The sequence below is a fragment of the Paraburkholderia acidipaludis NBRC 101816 genome (genome assembly GCF_000684975.1).
Lineage (GTDB): Bacteria > Pseudomonadota > Gammaproteobacteria > Burkholderiales > Burkholderiaceae > Paraburkholderia > Paraburkholderia acidipaludis.
The window spans coordinates 78,888-97,924 of the sequence record NZ_BAXZ01000017.1; the positions used below are offsets into that span (position 1 = coordinate 78,888).

The following is a 19,037-nucleotide window of genomic DNA, read 5'->3' on the forward strand; positions in this document are numbered from 1 at the left end:
TGGGGGCCGTTCATCCCGCGGCCTGGTGCGTGCCTGCCGCGATGAGCTTCAGTGTGTGAACGGCCGTACCCGGCAGGAACGGCGCCGCAGCGCCATGGACCCATGTTTCATGCCCTGCGATGAAGTACGGCGACATGGGATTGCCCGACTGCCCGCCCGGCATTTCGAAGATGCCATCCGCCTCGCGCCCCGGTGACACCGCAAAACGCTCGGACGCGCCGAAAGCCGGCGACTGCACACGCGGCATGTTGATGTCGCCTGGCAGCGGATCGGCCGGCGTGCCGAGCCAGCCGCGTACCCACGGCAGCCACGCCGGCAGGATCCGCGCGAACGGATGCGCGATTGCCGAGCGATTACGCTCCCCCCAGCGGGCGTCGTCGAGCTTCGTGCCCTGCGGCAACTGTGCGATCGAGTGGTCGATCCGTTCGAGCACGAAAGCGCGCCAGTCCGCGAAGCCGTGGGGTATCCACGCGTGATGGTCGGCGAGCGTTTCCATCGTCGCTTCGTAACGCGAGTTCGCCGCCCGATAACCGAGCTCCGGCGCCACCGCGCTCATCTGCCGGTCGAGCGCGCCGAACCACGCGTCGTACAGCGAATAGTAGAACGCGCGCAGCAGCCGATACCCGACCGCGTCCGTATCCGCACGGCCGTCCCAGGTCTCTACGAGCCGCCGGAATGCCGCCCGATCGGGATGGCCGTCCAGCGCGCGCATCAAGCGCCTCGACCGCGCATCGGGCGATTCTGCGGGGAGAAGCCATTTATCGAGCTTACGCACAGCCACACTCAGGCGTGCCGCGAGCTCTGCTCGCGTCATGCCCAGTTCCTCCATCGCTTCTCGCAGAATCAGTCCGGTGAAAGCCGCTCGAGAGCGGCGACGGCTTCCGGCAAGACAACGGCCAGCTCGAATACCCGGAGTGCAGGACGCGGTGCCAAAAACTGCGCGATCGCACCGGTTACGGGAGATAATCGTGCGATGGCAATCGACCAGAAAGCGGAGAAAGGATGGACAAGCAGGGATTCACCACTGGCATCGTTCACGGCGACAGAATTGCAGGTACTGAGCACGGCGGTGTGCGTCAGCCGATTCATACGTCCGTGCAATATGGTTTCGAGCGCGTCGAGGATCTGATCGGCGTGTTTCAGGGAACAAAGAAGGGAGGCTTCAATTACGCCCGCCAGGGCACCCCCACCACCGCCGCGCTCGAGCGCAAGATCACGAGCCTGGAAGATGGCGTTGGGACGGTCTGCTTCAGTACCGGCATGGCCGCGATCACGGCGACGTTCCTCACGCTCCTGCGCGCGGGCGATCATCTCGTGTCGAGCCGTTACGTGTTCGGCAACACCAACAGCCTGTTTGGCACGTTGCGCGCGCTTGGCATCGAAGTCACGACCGTCGACGCGTGCGACGTTGATAACGTGAAGAACGCAATCCGACCGAATACGCGCATGGTGTTCGTCGAAACCATCGCGAATCCCGGCACGCAGATTCCCGACCTGCAAGGCATCGGTAACGTGTGCCGCGAGCGCGGCGTCGCGTATGTCGTCGACAACACGATTACCTCGCCCGCCTTGTTCAGGCCGAAGGGGGTGGGCGCGAGCCTCGTCATCAACTCGCTGACGAAGACGATCGCGGGCCATGGGGCCGCGCTCGGCGGAGCCGTGACCGACACGGGCCTGTTCGACTGGAGCGCGTATCCGAACATCGCTGACGATTATCGGCGTTCGGCGGCCAGGGATCAGGGGCTTTTGCAGATCCGCAAAAAAGGCCTGCGGGATATGGGCGCGGCCTTGTCGTCCGAACAGGCACACACCATCGCGATGGGCGCGGAAACGCTCGCCTTGCGTGTGAAGCAAAGCAGCGACAATGCGCTCGCCCTCGCGCAGTTTCTCGAAGGGCACGACGCCATCGGCAAGGTGTTCTACCCGGGCCTCGAGAGCCATCCGCAACACGAGCTCGCGCGGACGCTGTTCAAGAGCGCGTCGTGGCTGCTGTCGTTCGAATTGCTCAACGCGGAGCGCATGATCGAAGTCGTCAACGCGCTCAAGCTGCCGATCAAGGCCACCGGTCTCGGCGACACACGCACGCTGATCATTCCCGTCGCGCCAACGATCTTTTTCGAAGCGGGACCGGAAACGCGCAAAGCAATGGGCATTTCCGACGGCATGCTCAGGCTGTCGGCGGGCATCGAGGATATCGACGATCTGATTGCGGATTTCGCACAAGCGCTGACGTTCGCAGCCTAGCTGAACAGGCCTTCGATACAACCTTATGACCACATCGGCGCAGACAACCCGATCAAGGTCATAGACACCTTCGTCGACGAACGGGACCTTGCAGAACCCGGTTTCAACGGTATCTTTTTTCGCTATGACTGCATTCCCGTCGCAAAACTCCCCACGGATCTTGCTGGTTGGCCTGTCGTCCGGCATGGGGGGGATGCATCTCCCCCGACGTCTGGCGCATGCGGGTCTCGAAGTTGTCTTCGCCGGCGTAAGGACATGCATGGCGTCCCGTTCCGGCCATGTCCGAATGTTTTATCCATGGCAGCCCGATGGGGGTGGCCTGGCTGTGGAGCCATTCATGGATTGCGTCAGACAGTCCCAGCCCCAATGGGTCATCCCGCTGGACGAACTATCGATCCAGGTCCTGCAGCAAATCGGCATCGGACAGCTTCACGGGGGTACGTTGCCGCTGCCAGCCGACGTTGTGGAACTGGTTCGACGCTCCCTCGGTGATCCGGCTGGGTATCCGCTTTTCGCCGTGCGCCGCCGCGCATACGAGATCGCTCATGCGGCAATGATCCCGGTGGCAGCACAGGCGAACGCGGCCACGGCCGAAGCGTGCCGCGAATTTGCCCGAGAGCATGGCTATCCGGTGGTTCTAAAACAGGAGGCATCCAGCGCGGGCGTCGCCGCTTTCATTCTGGACAGCGAAGCAGCCCTGGATGACTTCACTTCCAGGGAGCCATTTTCCCGGGCGGGCCAGCCATGGGTGATTCAACGCTTCATTCCCGGAGTGCTGGGCATGCACGCCGTCTTTGCCGTGCGGGGCCGTATCTTGGCGAAACTTAGCGCGGTCCAGAGCAGACGGCGCAACGACAGGCCGACAGCACCGAGCAGCGTGGTCAGGTTGCTTCAGCACGATGCGATGGCAGCCAGTTGCGCCGCGTTCGTGGCGGCCACCGGCGCCTCGGGATTTCATGGCTGGGATTTCCAGGTGGACGAAGCCGGGAATGCCCTGATGATCGAGCATAACCCCCGACCCATTTCCATCTCCCATCTGGGATACCTGCTGGGTGACGATCTATGCCAGGCGCTGGCTACCGCTTGTGGCGGAACCATCGGCAACCCGGTTCCGAGCACTGGCGGGGACTGCCATGTCGCACTTTTCCCGGACGAGTGGCAACGAGATCCCCTCAGTCCCATGCTTCACGAAACGTTTCACGATGCCCCCTGGGACGATCAGCCGTTGTTCGCAGCCTTGCTGCAAGAGAATATGCGCTTAATTTAGTGAGAGAGCGCGCGCGAGCGGCTGTAAGGTGATCCGAAAAGGGATACTTCATCCGCTACAGGCAGTCACTGGGACTCTATGAATGGTGAACTGGGTCGGATTCTCATTGTGGGCGCCCGAGCCTGTCCCGCAAGGGTTTGGGCGATGTGGTGATGCGCCTTTTATCCCCTGAGCTAATCCCGGGGGGGAACGGCGGAACGCAATGGACTTTGCGCATGAGAAACGATGCCCCTACGCCCGTTGTCTCTCACCTGGCAACTAGACTGAAAGGCGTGGGCAGAAAACTCAAGGTTTTAATCAGGTAGCCGATAACCAGCTACCCAGTCTAGTTTTCCAAGAAGGATTTGGAGAAACACACAAATGGCAGGCCAATTCGAAAAGCCGATCTCGATTCGTCAGGCGCTACGGAACATTGATGATCGAACATTCTTGCTACCAGCGATTCAGCGCAATTTCGTCTGGTCGACGCAGCAGATTTGCGTCCTGTTCGACTCGCTGATGCGAGGATACCCGATCAGCACCTTCATGATGTGGGACGTCACAAGCACGGCGATCAAGAACCACTACCGCTTCTATGATTTTTTGACTCACTACTGCCAGCGATTCAAGGAATCTAATGATCATGTTCCCACTCATGGGGATTTCAAAGATTTCAAGGCGGTGATCGATGGCCAGCAACGGTTGACATCGATCTATATCGGATTGAAGGGCACGTATGCCTATAAGCGCCCTCGCGTCTGGTGGCCCAACACACGAAACGATGAGATATTGCCACCGCGACGCCTGTTCCTGAACTTGACGAAGGGCTTGGAGGGACAGGAAAACGAGTCGATGACACAGTACGACTTCCGCTTCCTGGCTGAGAGCCAGGTTGAACAGTACGCGGAAGACCCTTCTTCTCACTGGTTCGAAGTGGGTCAAGTGTTAAGACTGCCGGAAGTGGCTTCGTTGGACCAGATTCCACTCGAAGTGGTGTTGCCTTATCTCAGGCAGCACTCCCTGGCGGACAACGAGTATGCGCGCAATACATTAACCCGCCTGTACTACGTCATTCGGCATCAAGAGGTGATCCACTACTACAACGAGAAAAGCCAGGACATCGATCACGTCCTGGACGTGTTCATCCGGACAAATAGCGGGGGCACGCCGCTTGCTTTCTCAGATCTGCTCATGTCGATCGCGATCGCCAATTGGGAGGGCGACGCTCGCACGGATATCGATGATCTCGTGGTCGAAGTACGGCAAAGTTCGGCTATGAACTTCTCGATAGGCCGCGACTGGGTGCTGAAAACGTGTCTCATGCTGACTGAGGCCGACGTGAAGTTCAAAGTCAAGAACTTTGACACCAACCAGGTCAGCAAGATTCAGGAGCAGTGGAAAGGGATCAGGGCGTGCGTGATCGAAACGTTCAAACTGCTTCGCCGCTTCGGGCTTAACGACCAGTCTTTGAGAGCCAAAAACGCGGTTATCCCATTGGCCTACTATCTCTACCGCCAGTCCTATGCCGGCGAGCCGCTCTATTTGAGCATCAACAACCTCAATCACCTTCGTGACGAGCGGGCGGACCTGTCGCGCTGGCTCAATATGGCTCTTCTGCGCGGGGTGTTCGGCGGACAGGCGGATGGCGTGCTGACACGAATGAGGAATGTCGTCACGTCCAACAGGTCCAAGGGCGCCTTCCCGTTGAAGGAAATCATCGACGCCTTCAAAACCACCAACAAGGATTTGCGTTTCGACGAGGATTACCTGAAAAGTCTGCTGAATATTCAGTACGGGGATCCGCGTTGTCGCCTGGTGTTGAATCTCCTTTTCCCTGAAGTCAACGAACATCTGCTTCTGGACATCGATCACCTGCATCCGGCAAGCGCTTTTGACAAGGCGGCGCTCGCATCGGCATCGTTTCTCCAGGACGCGCCCGATCGCCTTAATTTCTACAGCGATCCTGTCAACTGGAACTCGATCGCGAACTTGCATCTTCTGCATACATCGCAGAACCGGTCGAAGCAGGATATGGCGCTGGTCGACTGGATGGCAGTGCCCCATACTGGCTTCAAAGCTGCAGACCTGCTGCTCACCGGAGAAGACAGCTTGTGCTTCGCAGATTTCGAAGCCTTCTGTTGCAAGAGGCGTGAGGCATTGCTTCGACGCTTGCGCGACAACGTCGAAGTCACCACGTCACTGCTGGTACCCCAGGAAGTGCTAGACGAGGAAGAGGAAATGGCCACGTCCGCCGCGTAAGGGGCGATAACGGGCGCGACATGTTTCCTTCGTCGTTCGCGGCGGAATAACGGCGCACCGAATCCAGTATCCATAAAATTTCGGTACCGAACGGACGTTGAAATCGTGCGTAGCGAGCGTCCGATGGGGGTGGCGCACTGAGTCCGTCACACGCAACCACTCGCGGGCGCGTCCATGCAAAACGCATGAGTCGGTAGTCGGCGGCGGATTCAATCGACAGTGAGGTCAGGATTGTCGACAATGTCCGTTCCAGTACTGGATCATTCGCTACGGAACGTCTAAAGAACATCGTTTTCAGGGCGATAACCGATATATCGCCCTTATCAACCCTCTGTGCACGATGCCATCGTCCTTAATGATCCACCCGACAATGCCAGAGCGGCGCGTGAAGTTCGGTTTCAACTAGTCCGCCTTGGTATTCGGCACCATTTGGGCATACTCCGAAGGGCTGATTGTTCAAGGAGGGCGGATGGCCGCCGCCGATGCCGCCGCCGGTCTTCTGTGCTTTTCCCACCGTCCAGCCTTTTTGACGGCAGCTTTGATTCTGTTTGGGGCAAAGAACGTGTACTGTGCGCGCCATGGCGCCGCCTGGGTGGGCCAGCGATTGCGAGATCAAGGCTACCGCGCGCTCCAATAGCCTCGCTTTCGACATACAACGGCGAGCCCTGGTTTCAATATCAACTTTGGGCGACCGTGATTATCTCGGTTATGGGGCACCGAGCGGCCGGCTTCGGTCGTTCGTCATCGTAGGCCAGATCGTTGGCATTCGACCGACACGTAAACGTCATCTTGGGGAAATCGATGAAGGCTGGATTGTGCGGATGTTGCCTGCTACTGCTCTTTAGCCCAATTACGAGGGCACAGGAAATTGGCTCAATTGTTCAAGCGACGTCGATCACTTTCGCATGTGTACAACTCGAAGATGCTACATCTATAGGTGTTTCATTGGATAAAGGCGATGATTCGAAACTCAAGGACCTGGTCAAGCAGCATCTCTGCGTGAACATTTCCCGAAACGTTTCATGGCAGGTTCAGCGCGTCAGCGCCCCTTGGGTCTTGATTTCCGTCCCTGGACTGCCCGAATCCGCGGCATGGTCTCCACTGGACAAATACGCAGCCGTCAATCCGAAGTAGCCACTCCGCACACCGTCTCTGGCGGAAAATCTGGTGTGGGTATCTGTGCGTGAATGTCCGCTTAGGGCATTGGCGAATCGCGGTTGTTGTCGACTTACGCTCGTTGCATGAGTTGACCGCCCGTGGTGATCTTCGCGCTCGGTCGTCGGACGGTAGCCGGCCAGTTTGGGACGTTCGACGCCGTCACACGAATCATCGACAATCCCGAGATTTAAATGCAAAGACGAGCGCGATGAGAATAATGGCTGATCGACAGCACTTACTTGACGGACGGACACTCACATTACTACTGCTGGCCTCCTTCTGGTTCTCCGCCAACGCAATGGCCATTGGCGGCCACGGTGGAGAGGGAGCGCATTTCGGGGGCGAGGACGCTGGTTTTGGCCGCTATGGTCGTCGCGGCGAGGCAGATGTACTTCATGACGGCACAGGCAATCGCTTGCCGGGCGTGGTCACTGCACAGGAGGAGGGAAGCAGGATCGCTGGCCACGACTATGATCGGGAGGGGATCGATCTCAGCGAGCAGAAGATCCATCCCGATGAATACCCGGTTGTTTCCGGCGGGCATCTTGTCGGCTGGCAATCCCTAAACGACCGACAGGCAAGCCGAGCGACTTGGCGTGACGCCCATCGTGTCCGCACGCTTTTCATTCTCGTTGGCCTTGTCGTGCTCGGCGTTGCTGTATCTGTGTTTGCATTCAGTTAGCCCATGCGTGAACCTGCTAGAGAGACGCCAGCCGGCCACGAGCAGACGGTCGACGTCGTCGGGTAGATCGTCGACAATGAGCGTCGCAAGGCTTCTGTCCAACACGCAGCACAACACTCGATGGTAAACAGCCTGCCCCAGCACCAGCCGCCACGAGGGAGAAAATGGGCCGCCTGAGAAAGACAATGGCATCGCTTCGAATTATTGGCGATGATCTCGACCCGGATGAAATTACAAGCCTGCTCCGTTGTGCTCCGACAGAGTCGCAATCGAAGGGTGACGAATTAGTTGGCAAGAAAAGCGGGCGGTCGCGCATCGCTGCATTCGGAAGCTGGTCGTTGAAGGCTCCCGCACAAGAACCTGGTAACCTGGAAGCACAGGTCACTTGGCTGTTGAAAGCAACGACTGGCGATCTCGATGCATGGCAATCAATTGCCGCGCGTTACAAGGTCGATCTATTTTGTGGGCTCTTCATGGATCAGTGGAACGATGGCGAATCGATCTCTGCTGCGTCCCTGTTAGCGCTCGGATCACGGCACATTCAGCTGGATCTCGATATTTACGGGGCCGCTGTTGGCGCGCAGGAAGGTTCAAACGAAATGTCCAACGTCGGTTTGTAGGCGACGCGACTGTCTCTTGCAGTCGTGTTATGCCTGTTGCATCGTGCACGTGTCGGACACGATCGTGGCGCTCCGTCGTCGGGCTCTGGTCGGCCATGAGTGGTCAGTCATAGCCTCCTCCAAAACGTGAGGAGATTTGCCGTAGCTTTGTCAGAACTTCAAGGAACGTCGCAACCAAAGGAAGGTGGTGAAGCCTGCGACGGATATTAGAATAATGAGTAGAAAATAGCCCCATTCTTTTCGCGTGGTTGGCAACGTGCCACCAACGATATCCGCCCCCCCTCCTGAGAGCAGGGCCACTATCAGTATGGCTACGCCCACGAATACCATCACTCCCTTCGCTAGACCGCCAAAGAACTCCTCAGCAAGTCGTGCCATTTTGGATGCGCTGTCAGCCATTTGCTCCGGTCGTCGGTGTCTATTACAGATTCATCATGTAAGTTCCTTAGCCTAACATGAAGAGTGACCGCTTCGAGTAAGGTGCGATGTCCGCTCAGGGCGGCGGATTCAACCGGTCGATGCAACCGCATTGACGTCGGATCGGATCGTCGGTTCAGCATCGGACCGTGCTCGGCGGCCGCTCGCGAAATGCGGACTAGCGGCGCTGGCCCTGAGTGAAACGGACGTTCGCCGACGTGGCTTTGATATGGGCCGGTGGGATTGACAGATTCCGGTGGGAAACTTAGCATCGTTGCTATGAACTCAACTTCGCACACCCTCCGCGCCTATTACGCGTCGTTCCCTCTAGAGCGACGCGGTTGAGTCACGTATAGCAAACGCCGCCGACAAGGCGGCGTTTTTGTATCAGTCCACCTTGCGGCTATCCCCAAGGAAAGGACTATGGCCTCAAATTCCCATGCCTCGTTAGATAAACCGACCTCCCGGTCGAACGCGCTACGGACCCTGACCGAGCGCGGATATATCAATCAGTGCACGAACCTCGAAGGTTTAGATGCGCTGTTCGATGAGTGCTGCGTTCCGGTATATCTTGGGTTCGATGCCACAGCCGACAGCTTGCACGTAGGCCATCTGATGGCGATCATGGCGCTCAGGCATTTGCAGCAGTGCGGTCACAAGCCAATAGTCCTGGTAGGTGGCGGCACCACGAGGATCGGTGATCCGAGCTTCCGATCCGAAGCCCGCCCGATGCTAACCGACGAACAGATAGCGATCAACATTACAGGAATCCGGAAGGCATTTTCCCAGTACCTTGAATTCGGCGATGGTCCTACGGACGCAGTCATGTTCAACAACGCCGAGTGGCTGGATTCACTTTCCTATTTAGGCATGCTGCGCGATGTCGGGCGTCATTTTTCCGTCAATCGAATGTTGTCGTTCGACAGTGTGAAGTCCAGACTGGATCGGCAAGAAGGGCTGAGCTTGCTTGAGTTCAATTACATGGTGCTGCAAGCGTACGACTTTGTTGAGCTGTCGCGCCGCATCGATTGCCGTGTGCAGTTGGGAGGTACTGACCAATGGGGCAACATTGTCAGTGGCGTGGACCTCGTCCGGCGGGTCGACGGTAAGGAGGTGTTCGGATTGACCGTACCGCTGCTGACTACCGCCTCCGGGGCCAAAATGGGCAAGACCGCGTCGGGCGCGGTCTGGCTCAATGCCGATCGTTTGTCGCCATACGAGTACTGGCAATTCTGGCGAAATACCGAGGACGGAGATGTGGCCAGATTTCTGCGCCTGTTCACGGACCTTTCGCTCGACGAAATCACTCACTTGGTCGCCGACCTGCGAGTAATCAATGAAGCCAAGAAGCGGCTCGCGGACGAGGCAACGCGGCTTGCTCATGGAGCCGACGCAGCACGTCGCTCAGCAGAAACAGCAAGACTGGCGTTTGAAGAGGGAACGGATGCCGGAGGGCTACCGTCGCTGTCAGTCACGGCAGAGGAACTTGGAGCGGGTATCTATATCGTCGACCTGCTTGTCAACGCGGGTCTTGCTGCTTCGAAAAGCGATGCACGCCGATTGATCGCCGGCAATGGTGTGCGTATCGGAGGCGGAGTTATCGGTAGGGTGGGTGCGAAGCTGACCGAAGCGGAGTTTGGCATGCAGCCCCAAGTTCGCTTGTCGGTTGGTCGAAAACGACACGTTCTCATCGTATTGAGCGAGTCTGATCACGGCAACGATGGCAGTGGAGGTGCCCGCTAGGCCGCCACAATGTTGACGGCCATGATCATTTCCTGTTCCCACGCGGATACGAAGGTCCGAGATTGGCGAATGACTTGACGTTCGCCCCTACCGTCGCCGACGGCGGCTTAGGGTCGCTTTGCTGCGTTCGCCGTCGGCCCGGACTCGGTCACGAACGGTACTTCGCGCTTGCCGTGTCCTCGACAGAACAGGCGACCACGTGGGACTATGCGAAGGCACTGGGAGGTTTCAATGGCTGACCACGACACGTTGCATCCATTACGCCCGCTCCTGAAGAATTGGGTCTGGGAGCATGGACGCATCGGTACTCGCTATCTGGACTGCATGGATGGCGAAATCAAGTTTGATGAAGGTAAGAAATCGCGCTTTGCGGCCGAAAAATATGTCTATGTACCGCTCGATAAGGACGCTGATGGGGATGCGTCTGCGGCTGGCCCTGTGATCCAGGAGGCGGGACTTGCCCGGTTCTTGCGGGCAGCGCAGTTGGGCAAGCCAGAAGACGCCGGCTCTGTGGCGGAGGTCCAGCGTGCAGTTCAGGACTGCGTCGAGCTCGGGCTCTTCAGCGCATATCAGTTGGACGCACGTGGGGCATTGGCCCGCTATGCGCAGGAGCCAATGTTCGAGGATGAAATTCGCGCCGCGGTTGTCGCTGATATTCGGCGTATTTACGCGGCCACGCGCGAGCATCTGGCACTGTACGATTTCAGTGTGCTTTACGGCTTGCCCATGCCGCTGCTTATCAGTGAAACACCCTTCATCGACTGGCGCGTGCGCGCGAGTCCGGCGCTACCGTTCGTATCGCTTCCGCTTGGACCTTACTGCCTGCTGGTAGGCGCGGCGTCAGGCAGGAGCAGCCGTATTGGCCCGGTGGTCTGGAAGGCCGCTACCGCACTGGGCCCGTTGAAGGACCACAACCGGCAAATTGCGGAGAACGCGCATTTGTGGCTGGTGGCGACCACTGACGACCAACTCGTCGCTGTACAAAGTCGCTTCGTTACGGCCAAAAGCCCCAAGCCAGACGATGCGACGCGCTGACTGAAGTCGGCGGGGAACGCGCGGTCGGGTGCGGCCGAATCTGGTGCTGGTTGAGCCTCTGCGAAGCGGCAACGCTCCAGTGCGGCCACGGAAAGTCACTCGATAAAGCGGTCAAGATTGCTGACAATCGGCAATCAATTGCGTGCTACCGGTGACGCATACGGCGTAATATGCCGTACGTTATTTTGGCGGCCAACACAGAGGAAGGCGACTTCATGGCAGAAATACACATTGTTTTTGGTCCGCAAGGCGCGGGCAAGTCTTCTTACTCGCGGACCCTCGCAACGACATCCGAGGGGACGCGCTTCTCGATTGACGAGTGGATGGCGCAGCTGTACGGGCCAGACCTTCCAGATCCGATTAGTTTGAGCTGGATCATGGAGCGAGTACAGCGCTGCGAGCATCAAATCTGGCGAATCGCCGAGCAGATCGCAAAAAATGGCGGATGCGTCGTTTTGGATCTCGGTTTCATGAAGGTTAGAAATCGCTCTGCGTTTTCGGAACAAGCCAGGGCCGCTGGCATTTTTAGCAAGCTTCACTATGTCACTGCACCGCATGACATACGCCGCAGTCGGGTTATGAGAAGGAACTCCGAAAAGGGCGAAACGTTTTCGTTTGAGGTTTCGCCCGCCATGTTTGATTTTATGGAGGCAGAATTCGAAGCCCCTACACAACTCGAACTTGCATCGGCCACCGTGTTTAACTCTAACATTCTGGCCACGTGACCAGGCCGTAGAGTTCGATGAGATGCTTGCTGGACCACTTGCCGCCCCACCGGCCCTTGACTCCGAGCGTCCATTATCGAGCGAGTCGACCGTCCCTTCAGGGTCGTTTATGCTCGTTGCATGGACTGAGCGCCCGACGCGATCTTCGCGCTCGGGCGTCGGGCGATAGCCGCTGCTTTGAGTCATTCGACTTTGTGCTCCAGATCGTCGACAATCGGTCAGCAGGTCAGTAATGACGGCGGTCGAGACCGACAGGCGCGATTGAGAGCGCTACTTTGGTTCCTGCCCTTGTCCTTATTCGACACAAGGAACAATAAGAGAAATGGATTCAAACACTTCCGTATTCGTGTCAACTAATCGCAGTGCAAACGGCGCATTCCTCTTATACGGTGTAATCCTTGTAGTCCTCATCTGGATCGCATCGCCAGACGCTATCGCATTCAAGATCAGTAGCGGCTATTGGTATAGGAGCTTACCGATCGCAATTCCTGTTGGACTTTTCACCGCATGGAAATTTCAATCGGCACTAGTTGGCCGATCGTACAAGCTACGCTCGGGACCAGAACGCACGTTTGGCCGTTCGGACTCATGGATGGCGAGCTTGATCGGTGCGGCGCTGCTTGTATTTGCTGCAATAGGCGGCTCTGCCAATGTGATGAATCAGATGATAGGCATCCCGTATGCCGCGACATTTACGGTGACCGACAAATACATCGTTCACGGTAAGCATGACTGTTATGGTCTAACGCTGACTAAGACTGACGATCCATCAGACCTTCTGAAGATCTGCGTATCCCATTCGCAACAGGACGCAATTGCGACTCAAGATATGTTGCAGGTTAACGGTCGGCGATCCCCGTACGTAAATCAGGTGCTCAGTTACACCCAAAAACCTTGACGCGGGCTAGATACTGGGAGAACCCGAACCGACAAGCGTCTGCTCTCTGAAACGGTGAACGGCCGCCCTCGATTTGCGCCTCCCACATCCCGATCGCGGCCGGCATGAGCTGACGCTTCAACCCGCCTGCCTCGCCTCAAGGGTATGCCACGACGGCGCGTGACCCATGCTCTGCAGAAAATCCTCAAGACCCCGCCTCGACAACGCGATCGTCACCGTGCTATCGAGCGGATGAAACAAAAAGACCGGCTCGTGCGCCAGGTCGTTGTCGATCACGAGGCGAACACCATGAGCGCGGTCATTGACCAAGGCGAGTGGGCTCAGCGAGCCAGGCCGAACTCCAAGCAGATCGAAAAGGCAATCGGCCGAAGCGAACGACAGACGTTTGCTGTTCAGCGTCCTCGCAACTGCGGACAGGTCCAGCGATTTATGCGCGGTCGTGACAACGAGGTATAAACCTCCCTGTTTATCCTGTAGCAAAAGATTCTTGCAGCGCGCACCGTCGAGCGAAAGCTCGAGCGCCCCGGATTCCGCCATGTTGAGCACCTGTTCATGGTACTCACATTCAAACGCCACGTTCTGCCGCTCGAGAAGCTCGAGCAATTCGTCTCTCTCTATCATTTCCCGTTCGATCCAGAATATTGCAAAGGCCGGCCGTGACCTCGCCCGGCCGGCCAGGAGCCGATCACCGCGGCTCAAAAACCGGATACGAGGCCGCATTGATCGCCAACAGGGTATCGTCGCGCGACAACAGGCCAGATTCGTCGAGAATCTGCACCAGCGGGCGACCTTCCGCAACCGACTGACGCGCCAGTTTGCTGACACGAGCATATCCAAGTTTTGGAACGAGCGCCGTCGCCACAGCCATCGAATCCATCAGATGTCGCTCATTGCACGCCACGTCTGCGGTGATGCCGGCAACACACTTCTGCGTGAAGCGCTCGATTCCGTTGGTCAGCAGCATGATGCTGTCGAACACACGCGACGCCACGACAGGCTCGAAGTGGTTGATTTCGAGCTCTCCGTACTGAACAGCCTGAGCCACCGCGACGTCATTGCCAATGACCGCGAAACTCAGCTGGATCACGGCCATCGGCAGAACGGGGTTCACCTTGCCCGGCATGATCGAGGAACCGGCCTGCGCCTCCGGCAGGCGCAGCTCCCCAATTCCGCCCACGGGACCAGACGAAAGAACCGTCAGGTCCGATGCAATTTTTGCGATGGACGCCGCACAGGTACGGAGCTCGCCTGAAACACGCGAGAACACGTCCATGTTCTGCATCGCATCGAACGAATTTTCCGGCGCGACGTACTCGACGCCTGCGATATCCGAAAGGTGCCTGTAGACGGCGGATCGATACCCGGCGGGCGCGCCAAAGCCCGTACCAATCGCCGTACCCCCTAGCGGCAGTATTCGCAGCTTGTCGCGCATCGCCGTCAATTCTTCCGCCAGACGTCGTGCAAGCGACGCGTAACCGCCGAAAAGCTGACCGAGGCGCATCGGCTGCGCATCCTGCAGGCACGTGCGGCCGAGGTGGAGGATGTTGGCAAACTCGACAGCCTTGCTCTCGAACTGCATGGCCAGCTTTTCCACTTCCGCGATGAGCGGTCCGAGCATCGCGTATGTCGCAATCTTCAGCGCGGCCGGATATACGTCATTTGTGGACTGCGAGCGGTTCACATGATCGTTGGGATGGATCACGTCGTACGAGCCGGGCTCGTGACCTAAAAGCTGCTGCGCCCGGTTGGCGATCACCTCGTTGAAGTTCATGTTCGTCGAGGTTCCCCCCGAGCCCTCGAGCAGATCGACAATCAGGGAGTCGCCAAACCTGCCTTCGATGATTTCCTGACACGCCCGGCTGATTGCGTCGCATTGTTCCGGCGTGATCACATCGTTGTCGCGGTTCGCGAGCGCCGCCGCCCATTTGCACTGCGCAAAGGCCACCGGAAACGCCGGATAGTGAGCAATGCTGAGCGGCGAAACCGTCAGGTTGTCCACGCCCCTTACCGAGTTGACGCCATACAATTTCCCGAGCGGGATATCAACTGCACCAACGTAGTCGCGTTCGATACGTGTTTCAGCTTTGGCTTGACTGTTCATTTGAGTTCCTGTTTCCAACATCAATCAATTGTTCGATTTCCTGACCGAGTGCTTTTCTCACGCGCGGCAGGAATGACGTTTCGATTACCTCAGATGCCGTATCGCACGCATCTTCGAAGAAGGCGCTGTATTCGTCGCGCCGCGCTACCAGGTACAGCGATCGTTCGAGGCCCAGCCTGTCGACAACGTGGGTGGCCACGTGACCTGCATAAGCCGCGCCTTGAAGCAGGCACATCGGCGAAGTCACAGCCCATCCGATGCCTTCGGCCACCATCGAAGTGAGCGCGTCGGCGTTGTCGAGCTCCAGCCTGGTCGGCGTGCGCACTTCGATTCGACGCAGATAGCGCTCGATCTGCGTGCCGACCTGCGATTTCCGGTTAAAGCGCACGATGGGCAATGCATTGGCCAGGGCCCGGATGTCCTCCACGGTTCGGACCGACATGCGGAAATCCCGGGGCGTGATGACAAGGTACTTCTCGGACAGGAGCCAGAAGCGCACTACGTCATTGGCATCCATCAGCGCGTCGCTCGTGACGATGAGATCCAGATCGCGCCGTAGCAACGCTTCGCCTTGCTGCGGACTCAATCCCGTGCGGATGGACAGTTGCGATACCTTCTCCAGCAACCGCTTCGTAAAAGCCGAGCCGCAGGTGGCCGCAAACGAATCGACAAATCCGATGCGAAGATCAGGCTTGATGCCTCGCCCTGCTTCGACGACCTGGGCCTTCAGATTGGCGATCTCCTCGCTGAGGACTGCTCCACGATTCCTCAACGCGATGCCGTACGGCGTCAACGCGAGGGGACGCGTCGTGCGATTGACCAGCACGACGCCCAGTTCGTCTTCCAGTTGGCGGATGATCTGCGAGACTCCCGATTGGGAAATTCCCATGCGCGCGGCCGCCCCCGACATGCTGCCTTCCTCCGCGACCGCGACGAAGACCTGTACCGCGTACATATCAATTGGCTTGTTCGACAACACAATGGACTCCCAAAGTTGCAGCCAGCGAACGTTGTCTGGAGCGCCGGCGCCGGTCGGCGCGTCAAACGCCCGGGTTTCCGTTGCGATGTGCGGCTGTGTGCAGGCTCACGTTCTGGCCACCGTCCGCCGCCGGCTCGTTGCTGCCGTGACCAGAACCCATATCCGAAAGACTCTCTCTGCCGGTTTCCGGTGCGAACAAATGACAGAACACGCCACCGAACACCAATACGGCCACGCACGCACCGAGCGCAGCGTGAATGCCAACCTGCTGCACGGCCACGGGCAGGAGGAACGTACTGATCGCGGAACCGAACCGGCTGGAGGCAACGGCCAACCCTACGCCCGACGCACGCAGGTGGGTCGGGAAAAGCTCCGGCGGATAGACGAATTCGAGGTTCGCCGCGGCCGAGAGAATGCAGGCGAAAATGCCGAATGCGAGTATGGTGCCGACCGGCCCGAATCCGGCATAGGCAAGCACCGCCAGTCCGATTGCAGCAAGATAGAAGCTGCCAATGAGAAATGCGCGGCGCGAGATCCTGTCGGCGATCAGCAGTCCGAAGATGGCTCCGGCGAAGAGCAGCAAGTTATAGACAAGGCCTCCGACAAAACCGTCCTTGACCTGCAAGGCTTGCAGAACCTTGGGAGAAAACGTGCCGAGCGCAAAGTACGGAATGACCTGGCACGCGTAGAAGACGCAGCCGACCAGGGTGTTCTTTCTCCAGCGGGCCGAGAACAGTTCCGACCACGCACCACGACGTCGCTGGGGCGCAGCCGTCGATGCAGGCAGAATGGTCTGTGGTCCGAACTTTGCACGAATGATTTCCAGCGCCTCGTTTTCACGACCGCGTTTCATCAGCCACATGGGCGACTCGGGTACGCCGAGACGCAAAGGCAGGATCAGCAGTGCCGGCAGTCCGCTGGCCGCCAGCATGATCCGCCATGCGTCGGGGCCGATATCACGAATGGCAAAGCCCGCGAGGTACGCACAAACATAACCCGCCGCCCAGGCCGCTGCGAGCACACTCAGGAGACGGCCGCGATAGCGGCGTGGAGCGAACTCCGTGACGAGCGACTTGCTCACGACGTAGTCGGCGCCGAGAATGAGCCCAAGCAGTACGCGCAGCACAAGCAGCTGGGTCGGCGACGTCACAAAATATTGTGCTGCGGATATCGCCGCGAAGAGCAGCATGTCGAAGGCGAAAATGGTGCGTCGGCCATATCGATCCGCCACGGGACCGGCAAACATGCTTCCGAAAAAGAGGCCGGCAAGTGACGCCGCGCCGAGCGCCCCCATCCAGATCGCGTTCAGATGAAGTGCGCCGGCAGCCATGCTCACGGCGATTCCGATAATACCCAGCACGAAGCCGTCGCTGAACTGTCCGCCTGTACCGCTGAACGCCACACGCAAGTGGAAACCGCGCAGCGGAACATCCTCCATCAATATCGGCCTGCTCACTTTCGTCTCCTGAACTCTGGTTATCGGCGAGGCGCCTGCTTGCGCCTTCAGAAACCAGTGTAGGGAGTCAGATTCAAGAAAACAGCATGTCCGGCAGCAGTATCAACAACTCTAATACTATGTCACGCGGTGGCTGAAGTAGCGCGCCGCGGCGGCGAAAGCACCGCCGCGTCTGAACCGGCGACGACGCTTCAAAATTCGTGAAGCATTGCCTGGATACGTGACGGGTCTTTGGTTACCGTAAGCGCGAGCATCAGGAGAATCCGGGCCTTTTGGGGGTTCAGGTCGTCACCGAGAAGACCCACGTAGGCTGGATCTTCCGGTATGAATCCGCCCCCTGTCCGCGAAGAGCGAACCACGATCACACCCTCGGCAATCGCCTTCTTGATCGAGGGAAGGGAAAGAAGCGATTCGCTGCCTGCTCCCACTCCCGCGACGACAATGCCCCTCGCGCCGTGCGCAACTGCGGCGTCGTACATGTATCCGCCGTCGTTCTGGTAGCCGTAGACGATATCGACTTCCGGCAGCGAATCGAGCTTCGACACGTCAAACGGCGTCGAAGTGGTGTTGCGCTTCAACACGGACGTTTCGAAGTGCGGAACCTCGTCTACCAGCGTGCCCAGGTAGCCGGCATCGTTTCCCTTGAATGTGTCCAGCGTGGTGCCATTGGTCTTCGTGGTGTAGCGCGCCGAGCCGATACGGTCGTTCAGCACGATCATCACGCCGCGGCCGCGCGCGTCCGGCGAAGCGGCGACCGTGACTGCCTGCAGGAGGTTGCTCGGGCCGTCGGCACTGATCGCTGTCGACGGTCGCATCGATCCCGTGACTACCACAGGCTTGTCGCTCTTGACGACAAGATCGAGGAAATATGCGGTTTCCTCGAGGGTGTCGGTGCCGTGAGTCACCACGACACCCGCGATATCCGGTTGAGCCAGAAGCTGATTCACGCGTTTGGCCAGTTTCAGAAGGATATCGTTGGTGATGTTCTCACTGCCGACGTTCGAAATCTGTTCTCCGGACACCTGCGCAATCTTGCCCAGTGACGGTACGGATTTGAGAAGCGCGTCAGCCGTCAGTACGCCTGGCTTGTAACCTGTGGTTTGCGTCTCACTCCCCGCTGTACCGGCGATCGTACCGCCGGTTGCCAATACTGCAACGTGGGGCAATTCCCCGGAAGATGTGGATTGTGCAACGGCCGGAGCCACCGACATCAGGCAGAGCGCAAGACCGGCTAAAAGCCGGCGTAAATAGTGGCTCATAAGAGCGTGGTTGTCTCTCACAGAACGTCTCCAGATTAGAAGAGTGAAACGCCGGATAGCCATCTAAATTGGCGTATCGCTGAAGACGAGTGTAGTGACACATTCAGGAAATCAAATCAGGCATGCGGCACCATTAGAGAAATTGATAGTGTGGTGTACGGAAGATGAAGGTACGCGCATTCATGGCGCCCGGTCAGGCCGCTGCCCAGGATTTT

At 58.3% G+C, this 19,037-nt stretch carries 18 protein-coding genes; 9 read left to right on the forward strand and 9 right to left on the reverse strand.

Going from position 1 to position 19,037, the window contains the following annotated elements:
• Positions 1–10: 10 nt before the first annotated feature.
• Complete coding sequence (locus tag BAC01S_RS19145; protein ID WP_027796214.1) at positions 11–712, reverse strand: penicillin acylase family protein; 702 nt, start codon at positions 710–712, stop codon at positions 11–13.
• A 131-nt stretch (positions 713–843) separates the two neighbouring features.
• Positions 844–1,089: a hypothetical protein gene (locus BAC01S_RS35155; protein ID WP_169740136.1), complete on the reverse strand. Its 246-nt coding sequence runs from the start codon at positions 1,087–1,089 to the stop codon at positions 844–846.
• Here BAC01S_RS35155 and BAC01S_RS19150 point away from each other — a divergent pair.
• The 3 genes from BAC01S_RS19150 to BAC01S_RS19160 all read left to right on the forward strand — a co-directional run bounded on the left by BAC01S_RS19150 (position 1,003) and on the right by BAC01S_RS19160 (position 5,749).
• A complete protein-coding gene (locus tag BAC01S_RS19150) occupies positions 1,003–2,244 on the forward strand; it encodes a cystathionine gamma-synthase family protein (protein WP_027796215.1) in 1,242 nt (413 codons plus the stop codon). The two genes, BAC01S_RS35155 and BAC01S_RS19150, sit on opposite strands and share 87 nt — an antisense overlap.
• Positions 2,245–2,581: 337 nt before the next feature.
• A complete protein-coding gene (locus BAC01S_RS19155) occupies positions 2,582–3,511 on the forward strand; it encodes an ATP-grasp domain-containing protein (protein ID WP_169740140.1) in 930 nt (309 codons plus the stop codon).
• A 360-nt stretch (positions 3,512–3,871) separates the two neighbouring features.
• On the forward strand, positions 3,872–5,749 hold the full coding sequence (locus BAC01S_RS19160; protein ID WP_027796217.1) for a DUF262 domain-containing protein: 1,878 nt from the start codon (positions 3,872–3,874) through the stop codon (positions 5,747–5,749).
• Positions 5,750–6,101: 352 nt separating this feature from the next.
• On the opposite strand, the gene BAC01S_RS35390 is transcribed toward BAC01S_RS19160, so the two are convergent.
• The gene (locus BAC01S_RS35390) at positions 6,102–6,329 is read right to left on the reverse strand and encodes a hypothetical protein (protein ID WP_218001724.1); all 228 of its coding nucleotides are present in this window, start codon (positions 6,327–6,329) and stop codon (positions 6,102–6,104) included.
• A gap of 795 nt (positions 6,330–7,124) precedes the next feature.
• Between BAC01S_RS35390 and BAC01S_RS34740 the strand changes: the two genes are divergently transcribed.
• Entirely contained in the window at positions 7,125–7,589 is a 465-nt protein-coding gene (locus tag BAC01S_RS34740; RefSeq protein WP_156954464.1) for a CBS domain-containing protein, read from the forward strand.
• Between the two features lie 185 nt (positions 7,590–7,774).
• On the forward strand, positions 7,775–8,209 hold the full coding sequence (locus BAC01S_RS31880) for a DUF4279 domain-containing protein (RefSeq protein WP_245616625.1): 435 nt from the start codon (positions 7,775–7,777) through the stop codon (positions 8,207–8,209).
• A 150-nt stretch (positions 8,210–8,359) separates the two neighbouring features.
• Here the strand turns inward: BAC01S_RS31880 and BAC01S_RS31885 are convergent, their stop codons facing one another.
• On the reverse strand, positions 8,360–8,608 hold the full coding sequence (locus BAC01S_RS31885) for a hypothetical protein (RefSeq protein ID WP_043202811.1): 249 nt from the start codon (positions 8,606–8,608) through the stop codon (positions 8,360–8,362).
• A gap of 441 nt (positions 8,609–9,049) precedes the next feature.
• Between BAC01S_RS31885 and tyrS the strand changes: the two genes are divergently transcribed.
• From tyrS to BAC01S_RS19205, 4 genes are all read left to right on the forward strand, one after another.
• The gene (gene tyrS / locus BAC01S_RS31890; RefSeq protein WP_043202813.1) at positions 9,050–10,369 is read left to right on the forward strand and encodes a tyrosine--tRNA ligase; all 1,320 of its coding nucleotides are present in this window, start codon (positions 9,050–9,052) and stop codon (positions 10,367–10,369) included.
• A gap of 231 nt (positions 10,370–10,600) precedes the next feature.
• Positions 10,601–11,404 carry a hypothetical protein gene (locus BAC01S_RS19195; protein WP_027796220.1) on the forward strand — a complete coding sequence of 268 codons (804 nt, stop codon included), beginning with the start codon at positions 10,601–10,603 and terminating at the stop codon, positions 11,402–11,404.
• 215 nt (positions 11,405–11,619) lie between these two features.
• Positions 11,620–12,129: an AAA family ATPase gene (locus BAC01S_RS19200; protein WP_027796221.1), complete on the forward strand. Its 510-nt coding sequence runs from the start codon at positions 11,620–11,622 to the stop codon at positions 12,127–12,129.
• Positions 12,130–12,721: 592 nt separating this feature from the next.
• Positions 12,722–13,027 (forward strand): hypothetical protein, encoded by a 306-nt coding sequence (locus BAC01S_RS19205; protein WP_027796222.1) that lies wholly within the window; start codon positions 12,722–12,724, stop codon positions 13,025–13,027.
• Positions 13,028–13,144: 117 nt separating this feature from the next.
• On the opposite strand, the gene BAC01S_RS31895 is transcribed toward BAC01S_RS19205, so the two are convergent.
• The 5 genes from BAC01S_RS31895 to BAC01S_RS19230 form a co-directional block, all read right to left on the reverse strand.
• The gene (locus tag BAC01S_RS31895; protein WP_052408792.1) at positions 13,145–13,648 is read right to left on the reverse strand and encodes a prolyl-tRNA synthetase associated domain-containing protein; all 504 of its coding nucleotides are present in this window, start codon (positions 13,646–13,648) and stop codon (positions 13,145–13,147) included.
• A 64-nt stretch (positions 13,649–13,712) separates the two neighbouring features.
• Positions 13,713–15,128, reverse strand: coding sequence for an aspartate ammonia-lyase (locus BAC01S_RS19215; RefSeq protein WP_027796223.1), 1,416 nt, complete (start codon positions 15,126–15,128; stop codon positions 13,713–13,715).
• On the reverse strand, positions 15,106–16,107 hold the full coding sequence (locus tag BAC01S_RS19220; RefSeq protein ID WP_027796224.1) for a LysR family transcriptional regulator: 1,002 nt from the start codon (positions 16,105–16,107) through the stop codon (positions 15,106–15,108). Before BAC01S_RS19220 ends, BAC01S_RS19215 begins: the two co-directional genes overlap by 23 nt.
• A 61-nt stretch (positions 16,108–16,168) precedes the next feature.
• Positions 16,169–17,563, reverse strand: coding sequence for an MFS transporter (locus BAC01S_RS31900; protein WP_218001726.1), 1,395 nt, complete (start codon positions 17,561–17,563; stop codon positions 16,169–16,171).
• 191 nt (positions 17,564–17,754) lie between these two features.
• Positions 17,755–18,822: a type II asparaginase gene (locus BAC01S_RS19230; protein WP_027796225.1), complete on the reverse strand. Its 1,068-nt coding sequence runs from the start codon at positions 18,820–18,822 to the stop codon at positions 17,755–17,757.
• Positions 18,823–19,037 lie beyond the last annotated feature (215 nt).